Below are 15,491 nucleotides of genomic sequence, written 5' to 3'. Positions count from 1 at the left end.
AATTAATAAAAAAACACCAGCAATTCAATGTGGTGTTTTTATTTTGGTCGAACTAATGTTTTAAATGTTTTTTGAACTTCAGCTAATTGATCAATTTTTTTAACTAAGAAGGAACCAGAGACATAATAGTCGATTTGGTTTTTGTATTTGTCGATTATATCTAAGGTAATTCCGCCATCAATTTCGATTTCAAAGTTTAAGGCGTGTTGTTCTCGTAGATTGATTAATTCAACTAGACGATCATCTGTTTGTGCTAGGAAGGCTTGACCACCTTTACCAGGGACAACAGACATCAGCGTAACATAATCAACTTCTTTAAGTAAATATAAATAATCACTAATCTTTACATAAGGATGTAAAGCAATCCCGGCTTTAATCTGGTGTTTCTTAAGTGTTTGAATGCATACTAAATTAGTTTGTACATCTTGCATTTCAAAATGGAAAGATAAAGCCTGAATATTTTCGTGTAAATATAATTGGATGTAATTAACTGGATCAATGACCATTAAATGTACGTGAACTGCAATTTGGTTTTGGTTTAATAACTGCAAATCAGCGGGTGTAAATGCTTTATTAGCAACATATATTTGATCCATGACATCAAAATGACATCTGCGAAAACCATGAGTTTTAAATTGTTTAATTTGTTGTTTGCGTTCTTTTAGATCAGCGCTAAAAGCTAAAAGGGAGTAAAGGTATTGAGACATAATCATTATTTTTTAATAAATGGTTTCAAATCCGGCGTTCCTAGTCGTTGATCAAAAATTTCGAATTTATAATCATCTGGAATTTGACTGAAGACTTGGATACTTATAACTGGATCATTTAGCACAGCTAGTAAAGCTGTTTTAATTATTTGATCTTTACTTAGATGCATTAATTTTTCTGGAGCATCTTGTGTGAAATCTAAAGTTTGAATGTCTTGATAATTAATTTGACTAACAACTAAATTATAACGTTGATCAGGGTGGTCTTTGTTTTTGAATAAATTGCTTACCTTAGTATCATCTTGGTAGTAAATATAATCTAATTGCATTGGTGTAAATAATAAATCAGAATATTCATTGATAACATTAGTTAATCGAGTACGTAATTCATCGAACGTTAAATTTAATGATTGTTTTTGATTGTTTGAATCAATGAATTCTTTAGTTTGTTTGATAATAGAAACTAATAAATCATTCGTCTTTGTTGAGTAAAGTAAAGGTTTCAATTCGCTTGCAAGACTATAGAATTGGTTGTATGTATCAAAAGAATTAATTAAGGTAATTAATGCTTCTTTTGAACCATATTTATATAAAACACCTTTGTATTTTAATTTTGCATCTTCAACTAATGTAAAGGTTTGGTTGTTGTATAAATCAACACTCATAAATTCGGGTGCTAAAACTGTATGTTGGTTTTGTTTATTAACTAAACCTAAGAAACCGTGAATAACGTGGCCATTATTATCAGTTGTGTAATTAACAGTGTGATTACTTACGTTGAATGTTTGTTGTGCTAAGAAAGCTGGTTTGTTAACAATTTTATTTTCAACGATATCATAAACATCTTGTGTTTTAATGTTTAACGTATTAAATAAAGGGTGGTTAATTTGGTATGTATGACTTGTGTAGTCATCTAATAAATTAGTTCCAAAATTAGGTATTTTTTTAATGTCATCATTGGCTGAATAAGCAATAAATAATTGATTATCGTTTTGTTTTAATTGAGTATTTAGGTAGTCTTTAAACGGATCTAAAGTAATTTTTTGTTCTTTAATGCCTAGTAAACAAATAAATGTATAGATGTTTTTAATATCTAATGCGTTTAAATTGTAATTTAGTAATAATGATTGAATTTTATCGTTTAAAACATTTTTTTGCAAAGCATTATCATAAGCTTGCACATATAAACTTAATTGCAAGTGATCGTCTGCTGCATATGTGTTTTGAGCACTTATTAATTCCTTTTTTTGCTTAATAAACATGTTAATAGCATCATTGATTAAAGCTTGATCTTGAGTTGGTAAATAACTAAGAGTATTTAAATCAATAATATCCTTTAACAATTGAGCATATTGTTCACGCAGAATTAAATTTGTTAGATTTCCAGAATTATATCCGTTAGTGAAAACACTATTTACAACATAATCATTGAAAGTAATGTGTTGGGTTTTAGAAACGTTTGGGTTAATTAATTGTTGATCAAAAATTACTTTTTGAGCGACTTTATTAATTAATTCAAAAATCACTTGAGAATCTGCAGTTTCATGTAAATGATAAGTATTTAATAAATCTTCAATTATTTGATAATGGTGTTGATCATTTAAAGTTAGAGGTAAACCAACACTTAAACCATGATCAAAAATGCTATCAGCTAATAATGATGATTGATGTTCGTGATTATATGCATTAACTTGGTTATTGATAGCGTAAAATAATTTGTCATTATTGTCGGCTTGATTATATTTGAATCATAAATCAATTAGTTGTTTTAGATCACTATCAAATGGTTTTAAAGTTACTTGATTTTGGTCATCGGCGACTAAATTAGTTTTGAAAAGGAAGTCATGATCATCAAATTTTTGTGCATAATAATCGATTAATAATTGTTCTTTATGGGCTTTGAAGAAAGTTTTTAATAATGACATACCATTAATAGCGTTCGTATTAGCGATATCTTTTTTGTTATCAAACAATGCTGTTTGTTGTAGGAAACGAGTTTTTAGAGTTTGATAGAAATTTGCTTGGTTTTGAGCTTGTGATTTTAATGTTTCAAAATTATCTAGATGATAAATGACAACACCTGTAGCTGTTAGGTTTAAAGCATATAATTCATTGTTTTCGCGCACTATTAATTGATTTGTAATTTGTTGAGCATTTTCTAATTCCTTTTGGAATGCGGGTTGATTATTCAAAGTTAAAGGGTAAAAGAAATCGTTGAACCCAGGAATTTTTGTTGATGTTTTATTTATAAAATTGTCTAACAATGTAGGTTTAAAACCATCAACTAGCGGAATGTCTTGTTGAGAATCATGACCACCTAAACGATTGATAATGCTTAAGAGACTAAAAACTTCGTTAGTTTGCATACCCTTTTTATTAACTAAGTCTGTTAGTGTCACAGTATGTGATTTGATATTTTTCTTTGTTTCCTCATCGGTTTTTCAAGTACCATCTTTAACTGTTTTAATGAAGTTTTGATATTTTTTAAGTGTTGTATTATAAACATCTTCATCGTCAAAGAAAGGGAAAGATTGACTTGTTTTTTCTGGTAAATGTTTAAAGACTTCTTTGTTGTAAACATTTTGTCTTTTTATATCATCGTAAGTAAATTCGATTTTGTCGAAAGTCATTGGAACATCTTGTTTAATGAAAGCATCTAAAACAAAGTTCAGAAAATGTGCATAACCTTTCACATCGAGATCGTTACTGAAAAACTCCACAGGATTATTTTTGTCTAGAAATGGGGCCGCATCATTCGTTTTTACATTAACATACTCATTTTTATCGTTTTTAACAAATAATAAATCTTTATCATCAAAGATAGATTCATTTATTAAATCGTAAGCAAAATCGATTGCTTGATATTGCAATCAATTATCACGTGTTCCTCCAAAACTATTGAAAATAGCATTTTGAATGGCAATTTTTTCTTGCGAACCAAAACGTTCTTTAGCTGTTTTTTTAATACGTTCTAATTCACTAGTTTTGTTTTCAATAAACTGTTTGACACTACGGTTTCATTTAACGTTTTTATTATTAGCTACTCATTGATAAAGTTGAGTTTTTAAAGTTGCAGTTAAATATGTTTGTAGACCACTGCTTGTTTGCATCATTTTTGTTCAAGCATCTTTTGTTGCCAGACTTGATGTTAAATGTTGGCCATCTTTAATATCAATAGGTGTCGTAAAAGGGTGAGTAGGTTCTTTTTTAACACAAGATGCTAAAAGTGTTGAACAGCCAATTAGTCCGACTGCACCAATTAGAATAGGTAATATTTTTTTCTTTAGTTTCATAACAACTCCAAGACTTTTTTAAATATACTATAATTAAAAGGATAATCCATTTAATATAAATCAATATTTTAATAATTATACTAGAAAACAAACCTGTATTGGCGTTTGTTATAATAAAGGGGAAATTGTGCAATCAATTAAAATTCAAAATTTATCAGTTAGTATTGATAACGAATTAATTTTGCAAGATATTAATTTATCAATCAACAGAGGCGATATTATCGCTATTATGGGACCAAATGGTCACGGAAAAACAACATTATTTAAATCAATTATGAAACATTTTAGTTTAACTTACGAAAGTGGAGATATTTGATTTGATCAAACAAGTATTAACGATTGCGAAACACACGACATTGCTAATCGCAAGGTCTTTTTAGCCACACAAAACCCAATTGAGATTCCAGGGTTAATGATGCTAGATTTCTATCGTTCATTACTAACTAACTACAATCCTGATGCGAAAATGAATGTTTTAGAATTGTATTCAAAATTAAAAGACCGTATGCAAGATTTAGCTTTAGATGTTTCTTTATTGCAACGTTCATTTAATGATAATTTTAGTGGTGGAGAAAAGAAGAAAAACGAAATTTTACAATTAGCTGTTTTAGATCCGGATTTTATTTTCTTAGATGAAATCGATTCTGGTTTAGATATTGATGCATTACGCATGATTAGTAATATTTTGCAAGAACAACACAAAAAACAAAAAGCGATTTGTTATATTTCGCATAATAACGGATTATTAAACCTAATTCCGCCAACTAAAGTGATTTTAATAATTAATGGACGTATTGTTCAAACCGGAGATCTTGAATTAGCTGAAAAAATCCTACGCGAAGGATATGGATGAGTGGAAACAGAATTAGGCGTGCAAATGAAAAAAGAACAACCCATAAAACCAAGTAGTTTAAAATTAGGTGTTTGTGGTGCAAGAAAATAAAAAAGAGTTGATCATTATTAGTGATGATCAGCAATATGATTTACACGCACGCGAAAACACAGATTATTATGTGTTATCGCTAGATCCACTCTCACACACAACAAATATTAACCATTATTTATATGATCGTGTTGAATCAAAGGTGCATATTTTAGTATTAAACTTTGACCAATTTCAAAAACAAATTAATGTGCAAGCTCATTTAAATAATGACTTATCGGTAGCGACTAATTACGTGCAAGTCATTGGTTTTAATGATTCGCAAACTTCCATTTTTCTAAATGCTCATTTACATGCGAATTGTCATAACAACCAAGTAGCACAAACTATTAAAGCCACATTATTTAATAATGCACAAGTCAAGGGTCAACCGACTCTGACAATTGACTCTAACGATGTCAAGGCATCTCACGCTTATGAAGTGGGCAATGTTTCTGATGATGTTTTATTTTACTTAGCCTTAAAAGGTTTTAGTAAGCAAGAAGCTATTTACTTATTAGTCGGTGCTATCTTTAACCAAGTCTTAATGCATTTTGATGAAGAAGTACGCAATAAATATGCGCAATTAATTAAAAACACATTTGAGAGGGTTGCCTAATGAAAAACTATCGTCAATTTTTTCCATGATTTACTGCTAATCCTGAATATATTTATTTAGATTCGGCTGCAACATCGCTGAAACCACAAGGGATGATTGATGCAATCAATGATTATTATTTGCATCAATCATCAAATCCGCACAACAACGATTCTAACTTCACATACAAAGCTAATTTAATTGTTGAAAAAGCACGCGAATACGTTGCTCAATGATGAAAAACACCAAATATCAATAGCGTGATTTTTACAAGTGGGGCAACAGAGTCAACTAATACGGCTGCCTTCGGCATTCGTCATTTATTTAAAAAAGATGATGAAATTGTGTTAACTACTAGTGAACATGCTTCAAATTTACTTCCTTGGTATGCTTTACGTGAAGAAATTGGTGTCAAAATTATCTTTGCCAATGAAAAACATAAACTACCAAAAGTCTCAGACTTCGCTAAGGTATTAACACCACGTACAAAAGTGGTTGCCTTTGCATCTGGTGGTAACTTAGTGGGACATGTTTTGGATGAACAAGCTATTTGCGACATTGTAAAAAAATATAATCCAGAAATTTTTACTTTAGTTGACGCGACACAATCTCTACAACACCGGCCAATTGATTTAAGTACTAACAAAATTGATTTTTTAGTATGTTCTGCGCATAAGATTTTTGGACCAACAGGGATTGGAGCTTTATACATAGCACCGGATTTATTAACTGTTGTTAAACCATTAAAATATGGTGGAGGGATGAATACCTACATCGAAAAAGATCACTTTGGTATGTTTGATAATTTCATGCGTTTCGAGGGTGGTTCGCCCCATACAGCCGGAATTTATGGTTTTTATGCAGCTTTAAAATTTTTATTAACGATTGGCTATGACGCTATTCATGAACACGAAGAAGCCTTAATGGCATATGCTAAAGAACAATTAGCTACAGTTCCAGGAGTAACCTTATACTTACCAGAACATTATTCTGCGACTATATCCTTTAATTTTGAAGGCGTGTTTGCGCAGGACTTGGCTTATTATCTTGGAAAAAATAACATTATTTGTCGTGCGGGACTATCATGTGCGAAATTGATGAACGAAGTTTTAGAAACACACGCAGCTGTACGTGTTTCGTTTTACATTTATAACACGAAAGAGGATGTTGATGCTCTTGTTAGTGTTTTGAAAAAATATAAAAAAGGAGATGAATTAGATGGGCTCATTTAAAAATAAAGATCCACTGTTATTGCGTAATATTATTATGCAACACTACGAAAAACCAGATAACAGAATTAGTGACCCTTTAGGTGATGATTACTTACAATTTCGTAACCGGATTGAATCTTGTATTGATGATATAACTGTTTTCATGAAAATTAAGGACGATATTGTAACAGAAATTAAATTTTTAGGAACAGGGTGTGCTATTGCAACAGCTTCTACTGATATCATGTTGAATTGTTTAGTTAATAAACACCTTAATGATGTAAAAATAATTATTGCCGAATATGAAAAAATGCTTTTAAATCAGGAATATAATGAAGATTTATTAGATGAATTAATTGCTTTTTATAATGTTAAGAAACAACCCAATCGGATTCGTTGTGGTTTAAATGGTATTTTGGCTATAAAGGAATGTATTAAAACTTATGGGCAGTAATGAATTCAAAAAACAACCTTATTTATATGGTTTCAAAGATGACATAAATCCCGACTTTAAAACGCGTCCAGGTTTAGATAAAGAAATTATTGAACAGATTTCTAATAAAGTAAATGAACCTGAATGAATGCTTGAATATCGTTTACAAGCATATCAAGCTTTTTTAGAGTTAGAGAATCCAACTTGAGGGGTGGACTTATCATTCATTAATTTTGATGATTATATTTATTATGCAGGTTTTGGCGATGAAATTAAACGTTCTTGAAATGATGTTCCTAAAAAAATCAAGGATACATTTAAAGCGTTAAATATTCAAGAAGCTGAAGCAAAATTTCTAAATGGTGTACATACGCAATATGACTCATCTGTTGTGTATAGTTCTTTAATGGAAGAGTTAGAGCAAAAAGGTGTAATTTTTACAGATATTCATACTGCAGTACGTGAACATCCTGAATTAATTAAAAAGTACTTTGGACAACTTGTGCCCTTTAACAACAATAAATACGCAGCGTTAAACTCTGCTGTCTTTGCTGGTGGAACATTTATATATGTTCCTAAAAACACTCAAATTGACTTACCGTTGCAATCATATTTTCGTATTAACTCACAATCATTAGGACAATTTGAAAGAACATTGATAATTGTAGATGAAGACTCTTCTTTACATTACATTGAAGGGTGTACGGCGCCTATTTATCAAAAAGATAATTTACACGCTGCAGTTGTTGAAATTTTTGTTCACAAAAATAGTAAATGTCGTTATACAACAATTCAAAACTGAAGTGATAATGTTTTAAATTTAGTAACCAAACGAGCTTATGTATATGAGAACGCTAATATGACATGAATTGACGGGAATATTGGTTCACGGATTAATATGAAGTACCCAGCCTCTATTTTGGCTGAACCATATGCTTCAAGCGAATGTATTTCAATCGCTGTGGCTAAATCCAATGTTATTCAAGACGCTGGTGCAAAAATGATTCACAACGCTCCATATACTCGTAGTAAAATTATTTCGAAAGCCGTTGGATATGGTACAGGTGATTCACGTTATCGGGGATTAGTTAAAATAGGTCCACAAGCCCACAATAGTGTGGCTAAGGTTGAATGCGATACCTTATTATTAAATGAGACTGCACGGAGCGATACATTCCCATTAGAAATTGTGCAGAATAATTCATCATATTTAAATCATGAAGCAACAATTACCAAAATTAGTGCTGAACAATTATTTTATTTACAAACCAAAGGCTTTAGCATTGAAATAGCCGAACAATTAATTGTTTTTGGTTTCCTTAAAGAATTTAGTGATGAATTACCAATGGAATATGCAGCGGAATTAAACCGTTTATTAAAATTAGATATGACTGGAGCAATTGGATAAGATGAAATTAGAGAGAATAGTTAAACGAGATGAAGATTTTGCACAATGATATCAATCAATTGTGACTAACGCTAAATTAGCCATGTATACGAATGTTAAAGGTGCGATGATTTTCTTACCGAATGCATGAGCTATTTGAGAAAGTATTAGAACTACAATGGACCAAGTTTTTAAGCAATATAACGTGCGTAATTTGGCCATGCCAACCCTAATTCCGATGAGCGAATTTGAAAAAGAAAAGGACCATATCGAGGGTTTTGCTCCCGAACTTTATACTATTACTTGTATTGGTAATAAAGTGCTTGATGCGAACTATGTTGTGCGTCCGACAAGTGAGATTCTTTTTTGTCAATATTTTGCCAACGCTGTGAACTCTTATAAAGATTTACCGATTAAAGTTAATCAATGATGTTCTGTTATGCGTGCAGAAAAAACAACCAAACCCTTTTTAAGAAATTCAGAATTTCACTGACAAGAATTACACGCAGTTTTTGCTGATCAACCAACTTGTGAACAATTTGCTAGTGACATCATTGATGAATATGCCACTTTTGCTAAAGAGTTTTTATGTATACCTGTTTATAAAGGTCAAAAAACTCCGTGAGAACGTTTTGCTGGTGCTGAAATTACACATACAATTGAAGCTATGATGCAAGATGGCCAAGCTTTACAAGCCGGTACCTCACATTATCTAGGTACTTTATTTGCAAAAACATACAACATTAAATACCAAAATAATGATAACCAACAATTATATGCGCACCAAATGTCGGCTGGTGTTTCGACACGTTTAATCGGAGCATTGATTATGGTGCATGCAGATGATCAAGGTTTAATTTTACCACCACCAATTGCCCCTGTACAAATTGCAATTGCAGTGATTAATCATAAAGAACAACAAGATAAAATTGATGAACAAGTAGCCCTTTTAAAAACACAACTGAATAAGTATCGAGTTGAAATCGATGATTCAAATAAAGGTATTGGTTTTAAATTAGCTGAACAAGAAATCATCGGTACACCGATTGTGATTATTGTTGGTTTTAAAGATTTACAAAATCAACAAGTAACTGTTTATCGTCGTGACGACAAGACTAAACATTTAGTAAATCTTACTGATTTAATAACTTATGTTAATAGTTTATATGAAGAAATCAAAGTTAATATTTACAATAAAGCTCTAGCGCGTCAACAGGCTAACACTGTTCATGTCAACTCTGTTGAAGAATTAAAAAAAGCCATTGAAAATAAACAAATGGCTACATGTTATTTTGTCGGAACAGAAGAAGATGACAAGGCGATCAAAGCTCTTACTAATGCTTCAACACGTTGTATTCTGGAATTATCAGACGAAATGCATGAATGTTTTTATACGAAGAAAAAAACAAACAAACTAACCTTATTTGCCAGAGCTTATTAATTAATAATATAATATTAATATTGCAAACTATAGTTTGTTGATAAAAGGAGTAAACTTATGCACCCACAATTACAAAGATCTTTTCCAGTAGGTAAAACCCTATACGAAGGCGAAGTTAAAGAAATGTTGATTAAGAAATATTCTGACGAAAAAAATTCGGATATTAATAATAAATTTAAAATTTTAGATGAACGTGAATTTGTTTTAGCTAACATGGCTAAATATCAAAACAATGAAGGTTTATTATGTATGTCATCTTACGAATTCGCTATTGAGAAAGCACGTTTCTGCACTACTAAAGACACACTTAAACCGCAATTAGTAAAAATTGATATTGAAGACGAAAATTTTGACATGACAATGTTTGATGATGAACTATCAGTTGATTCATTACGTTTAGTAACGTTACCTGAAGCTCACCAAAATATTGACAAAATTGAAAATCTATACCCTGATGCTCACAACGAAACAAAAGCAGACAACGAAATGGCTTGATGATTAAAAGGTTCATTAAGTACATCTTGTACAACAGGATGTACTGATGAAGCGCCAGAACACAGCGTTAGTTCACAAGAACAAGACGTTCTAAAAAATTTAGAAGAACAAGAAACTTGCAAGAACACTTGTAAGGTGCAAGCGTCTGAAAACACAGATAATTTAGATACACTAATTAATAATTATCTAACTAAAGAAACACCTATTATCGACCCACGTGCTACGATTCTTGATGAACGTGCTAATTTACTAGAGAATATTAACAAATATCAATCAACAAAACCGGTTGTACTAGAAGAAAAATCGCTAACGCAATCGTTAAATAAAGAAGAACACCTTTCTAACCAATTTAAAAATAGCGAAGAGATTATCAGCGTTCTACAACCGCAAAATATTCAAACGCAAGAACCAGTTATTAATATATTAGAAAACGAATTCAAGGATTCGAAAAAAACTGCTAAAACTTGATACGTTTTTGAAACAAGCACTCGCAACTAATAAAAAGAAAACATAGATACTAACGTATCTATTTTTTACATTTATAAAGGAACAATTATGACATTTAATATTTTAGATTTAATTAACAAAAAACAACAAAACCAAGCCTTAACATACGATGAAATTCACTGACTATACCACCGTTTTGCTCAAGGTGAAATCCCAGATTACCAAATGGCCGCCTTTTTAATGGCCGTATATTTTAATAAATACAATGATGATGAAATGTACTACGCTACAAAAATTATGGTCGAATCAGGTAAAACAATTGATTTACGTGTGCCAAACGAAATTGTTGTGGACAAACATTCATCAGGTGGAGTAGGGGATAAAGTATCTTTAATTATGACTCCAATGCTTGTTGCCTTAGGATATTATGTAGGAAAAATGTCTGGGCGTGGATTAGCTCATACTGGGGGAACAGTTGACAAATTAGAATCAATTGGTATGAATGTAGATTTTGATTTAGCAACATATCAAGATCAATATAAAGCTAATAAATTTATTTTAACTGGACAAAGTAATGATGTTGCTGTGATTGACAAGTATATTTATGCTTTACGAGATGCCACAAGCACTGTTCATATCCTAGAATTAGCTGCTGCTTCAATTATGTCTAAGAAGTTTGCTTTATTAACTGATTATATTTTCTTAGATATTAAGACAGGAGATGGTTCTATTACTAACTCTTTTGAAGAAGCTAAAGTGCTTGCTAAAAAATGCTTATATTTAGCGAAACGATTTAATCGAGAAACAATTGTCCATATAACAAATATGAACCGGGTTTTAGGTCGAAGTGTAGGGAATGCGATTGAAGTACGTGAAGCAATGCGTTATTTACAAGGTGACTTTGCTTCGAAAGATTTATACGAATTAATCAACACTTTTTTAATTGATATTCTAGTAGAAACCAAAAAAGCTCAATCAGTAGCGAGTGCGCAAGCGATGATTGATGAAGTTATTGCTAATAAAAAAGCTTTCCATATTTTTGTGGATTGAGTTAAATGAATGCATGGTGATCACGCTGCTGTTTTAAATGAAACATTATTTAAACCAAAGTATGAAGTCATCGTTCAAGCGACAGCTAACGGTTATATCGGCTTTCAATCAACTCGTGAAATTGGTTTAGTAGCGGTTGATTTAAAAGCTGGTAGAAAAGAAAAAAACGAACAATTAGATTGACAAGCCGGAATTTATTTAGATAAAAAAGATAATGAATATGTTAAAGCTGGCGATGTGATTGCTCATTTATATGCGGATGCACCGATTGATGAAGCAATCGTACAACGCTTTGTTGCTAATGTGGTTTATTTAGCAAAACCAAGTAAAGAAGAACCAGCAATATTAGATATTTTACGTGTGGAGGATGTATGCTCAAATTAACAACCAATGAAATTCGTCAAAAATGAATTAATTTTTTTACGAAAAAACAACACTATTTTTTAGAACCCGTATCTTTAATTCCTAATAATGATCCGTCATTATTATGAATTAATTCGGGTGTAGCTACTTTAAAAGATTATTTCTCAGGAATTAAAAATCCACCATCACAAAGATTGGTGAATTCGCAAAAAGCAATTCGAACTAACGATATTTTTAACGTTGGTCATACAGCTCGTCACCATACTTTCTTTGAAATGTTAGGTAACTTTTCAATTGGTGATTACTTTAAAAAAGAAGCCATTGCATTCGCTTATGAATTTTTAATTCAAGAACTAGAAATGGACGTTAACCGTTTATGAATTACGGTTTTCAATGAGGATGAAGAAGCTTACCAAGCGTGAATTAATTTAGGTATTGACCCGAAACGAATTATTAAGGGTGATCGTGAACGTAACTTCTGAGATGTCGGTTCTGGACCATGTGGTCCATGTACTGAAATTTTCTTTGATCGTGGTGAAATTTATGACCCTGAAAATCAAGGGGAAAAGTTAATTTTAGAAGACTTAGAAAACGACCGTTATGTGGAAATTTGAAACATTGTTTTCTCACAATTTAACAATGATGGAAAAAATAACTATACAGAATTAAAACGAAAAAACATCGATACAGGAGCGGGATTAGAACGAATCGCTTGTGTCTTGCAAGATGTTCCGACTAACTTTGATGCTGATGGTTTTTATAATGTTATTTTAAAACTAAGTGCTTTAAGTAGTTTTAAATACTATATAAATAACTTCTTTGAACAAGATAAACAAGAACAATATGAAATAAACTTTGCTTACAAAGTAATTGTTGATCATATGCGTGCTAGTTTGTTTGCTATCGCTGATGGTGCTGTTCCAGCTAATAAAGATCGTGGTTATGTGTTGCGTCGTTTAATTCGTCGTGCCACTGTTTTTGCTTACAAATTAAATATTATTGATCATGATTGAATTAATGTAGTAATTGATGCGATTGTTAACGAAATGGGTAGTTTCTATGATTATTTAACTCCGCATGTTGTGCAAAAAGTTAAAACTATTTTAGAACAAGAAGTAAGCATTTTCAAGAAAACTTATGCCAAGGGTATTAAACTTTTTGATCAAGTTTTAGAAACTAAAAAATTAGATGCTAAAATGCTATTTAAAATGGTTGATACATACGGCTTTAATATCGAATTAATTAAGGAATTAGCAAAGAAAAAACAAATTAGTTTAGATATTGAAGGTTTTGAAAAATTATATAAAGAACACCAAGAAAAATCACAATCACAAAAACCAGCTAAAGCCATGGCTGTGCAAAATGAAGCTTTAATGAATATCGAAGTAGATTCGAAGTTCTTTTATGATACAGAAGTGATTGATGACGCTCAAGTTATCTATTTATTAGATGCTGATTTTAATGTTGTTAAAAAAGTTAATAAGCAAGACGCTTATGTCATTTTTGACAAAACTTGTTTCTATGCCACAGCAGGTGGGCAAGTTTCAGATACTGGTTATATAATTGCTAATGATGAAAAATTTGCTGTATATAATGTTTTCAAATCAAATAATATGTTAAACATTCACCAGGTTGAAAAAGCAACTTTACAAATTGGTGACAAGGTTGGTTTACACATTAATGCCCAAGACAGAGTCGATGTTATGCGTAACCACTCAGCTGAACACTTATTACACCACTCATTAAAGAAATTAATCAGTTTAGACATTCGTCAAGAAGGGGCCTCTAAGACTCCAGAACGTGCAACATTGGACTTTAATTATCACAAACAATTAACACCTGAACAATTGCAAATGATTGAAGCATATATGAATCAAATTATTAATGATGCTCATGAAACAAAAGAAATGTACATGAGCTTACAAGAAGCTAAGGATATGGGTGCATTAGCTTACTTTGGCGATTATTATAAAAAAATTAAAGGTAAGTTACGGGTAATTCAAATGGGTCCATCGATGGAATTATGTGGGGGAACACACGTTCACAACACTAAGGACATCGAAGCGATTAAAATTATTGACTTCAGTTCTAAGGGGTCAGGTTCATACCGAGTAACTATGATTAGTGGGCATAACAATATTTGCCAATACAACCAAGAACAACTAAAAAACATGGCTATGCAATTAGAAACATTATTAAAATCATATCCATGTACAAACCAATCATTAATCATGGCGGTAAATAATTTCATAGCAAATAAAGTGTATTCAAACGAATTGAAAGTAGAATTCGAAGAGTTATTAAATCAAGTAAATGATGACAAAATTGCTACACAAAAAAATGATCAAAAAAATCAACTAAACGAAATTAAAGAAGCATTTAAAGGTTTAGATCAAAAAGTTCGTAGTCTAAGTTTTCATGACCATGATAATAAAATTATCTTCAACGCTATTAATGAATTAATTAATGAAAACCAAACAAGTGTTTTTGTTTCATACAATTACGTGGGTGAAAAAATTCAAATTTTAATTGCGGCTAATCCTTTATTTGTCGAACGCAACCAAATCGATTTACGAGCTTTAGCAAAACAATTAAATACTATCCCTAATGTGAAAGCAGGGGGTAAAAATAATTTTATTCAAGGTGGATCATCAACAGCTGATGCAGCTGAACGATTAAACACGATGATTAGTACATTCTTAAATGCGTAAACTGGCAATAGACTTTGGGACAAAAGTTTGCGGATTTGCCATTAGTGACGAATTAGGAATTATTGCTAGTCCTTTATGTGACTTTGAATACGCCAATGACGACTATTCATTAATTTTGCAAAAAATTGATGAAATCCGACAAACTTATAAAGAAATCATTGATACGATTGTTTTAGGTTATCCGACAAATGCCTATGATGGTTCTAAAAACCCGCGTAGTTTATTAGTAGAAGCCTTTCATGAACAATTAGAAAATCATTTAAAGAATCAATCCATAAAGATTGTTCTAGTAGATGAACGTTTTAGTACACGCATCGCCACGCAACGTTTAAAGGATTTGCAAATCAAGGCAGCAAAACGTAAAAAAGTAAAAGATAAGATGGCAGCAGTAGTCATTTTAGAAAGTTTTTTAAATCATTAAAAAAATAAAACA

The 15,491-nt window shown here is 31.3% G+C and carries 12 protein-coding genes; 10 read left to right on the top strand and 2 right to left on the bottom strand.

Going from position 1 to position 15,491, the window contains the following annotated elements:
• Window positions 1-38 precede the first annotated feature (38 nt).
• The gene (locus OF376_RS02155; RefSeq protein ID WP_263821882.1) at window positions 39-707 is read right to left on the bottom strand and encodes a ribulose-phosphate 3-epimerase; all 669 of its coding nucleotides are present in this window, start codon (window positions 705-707) and stop codon (window positions 39-41) included.
• A gap of 5 nt (window positions 708-712) precedes the next feature.
• Entirely contained in the window at window positions 713-4,000 is a 3,288-nt protein-coding gene (locus tag OF376_RS02150) for a DUF3713 domain-containing protein (protein ID WP_263821881.1), read from the bottom strand.
• Between the two features lie 127 nt (window positions 4,001-4,127).
• Here OF376_RS02150 and sufC point away from each other — a divergent pair, with 127 nt between their 5' ends.
• Genes sufC through ruvX form a run of 10 tightly spaced genes read left to right on the top strand, consistent with a single transcriptional unit; the run spans window position 4,128 to window position 15,479 of the window.
• A complete protein-coding gene (gene sufC / locus OF376_RS02145; RefSeq protein ID WP_263821880.1) occupies window positions 4,128-4,943 on the top strand; it encodes a Fe-S cluster assembly ATPase SufC in 816 nt (271 codons plus the stop codon).
• Complete coding sequence (locus tag OF376_RS02140) at window positions 4,930-5,541, top strand: SufD family Fe-S cluster assembly protein (RefSeq protein ID WP_263821879.1); 612 nt, start codon at window positions 4,930-4,932, stop codon at window positions 5,539-5,541. The genes sufC and OF376_RS02140 overlap by 14 nt, the downstream gene beginning before the upstream one ends.
• Window positions 5,541-6,752 carry a cysteine desulfurase gene (locus OF376_RS02135; RefSeq protein ID WP_263821878.1) on the top strand — a complete coding sequence of 404 codons (1,212 nt, stop codon included), beginning with the start codon at window positions 5,541-5,543 and terminating at the stop codon, window positions 6,750-6,752. The genes OF376_RS02140 and OF376_RS02135 overlap by 1 nt, the downstream gene beginning before the upstream one ends.
• Window positions 6,739-7,185 carry an iron-sulfur cluster assembly scaffold protein gene (locus OF376_RS02130; protein WP_263821877.1) on the top strand — a complete coding sequence of 149 codons (447 nt, stop codon included), beginning with the start codon at window positions 6,739-6,741 and terminating at the stop codon, window positions 7,183-7,185. The genes OF376_RS02135 and OF376_RS02130 overlap by 14 nt, the downstream gene beginning before the upstream one ends.
• A complete protein-coding gene (gene sufB / locus OF376_RS02125; RefSeq protein ID WP_263821876.1) occupies window positions 7,175-8,572 on the top strand; it encodes a Fe-S cluster assembly protein SufB in 1,398 nt (465 codons plus the stop codon). Before OF376_RS02130 ends, sufB begins: the two co-directional genes overlap by 11 nt.
• Window position 8,573: 1 nt before the next feature.
• Window positions 8,574-9,992, top strand: a complete 1,419-nt coding sequence (gene proS / locus OF376_RS02120; RefSeq protein ID WP_263821875.1) for a proline--tRNA ligase — start codon at window positions 8,574-8,576, stop codon at window positions 9,990-9,992.
• A gap of 57 nt (window positions 9,993-10,049) precedes the next feature.
• On the top strand, window positions 10,050-10,985 hold the full coding sequence (locus OF376_RS02115) for a hypothetical protein (protein ID WP_263821874.1): 936 nt from the start codon (window positions 10,050-10,052) through the stop codon (window positions 10,983-10,985).
• A 57-nt stretch (window positions 10,986-11,042) separates the two neighbouring features.
• Window positions 11,043-12,368 carry a thymidine phosphorylase gene (locus tag OF376_RS02110; RefSeq protein WP_263821873.1) on the top strand — a complete coding sequence of 442 codons (1,326 nt, stop codon included), beginning with the start codon at window positions 11,043-11,045 and terminating at the stop codon, window positions 12,366-12,368.
• Entirely contained in the window at window positions 12,356-15,058 is a 2,703-nt protein-coding gene (gene alaS, locus OF376_RS02105; RefSeq protein WP_263821872.1) for an alanine--tRNA ligase, read from the top strand. The genes OF376_RS02110 and alaS overlap by 13 nt, the downstream gene beginning before the upstream one ends.
• The gene (ruvX, locus tag OF376_RS02100; protein ID WP_263821871.1) at window positions 15,051-15,479 is read left to right on the top strand and encodes a Holliday junction resolvase RuvX; all 429 of its coding nucleotides are present in this window, start codon (window positions 15,051-15,053) and stop codon (window positions 15,477-15,479) included. The genes alaS and ruvX overlap by 8 nt, the downstream gene beginning before the upstream one ends.
• The last annotated feature ends 12 nt before the right edge of the window (window positions 15,480-15,491 follow it).

This window comes from Ureaplasma miroungigenitalium (assembly GCF_025780085.1).
Classification (GTDB): Bacteria; Bacillota_I; Bacilli_A; order Mycoplasmatales; family Mycoplasmoidaceae; genus Ureaplasma; species Ureaplasma miroungigenitalium.
Note: the sequence above shows the minus strand (reverse complement) of the source record. Positions and strands in the feature narration are given on the sequence as shown.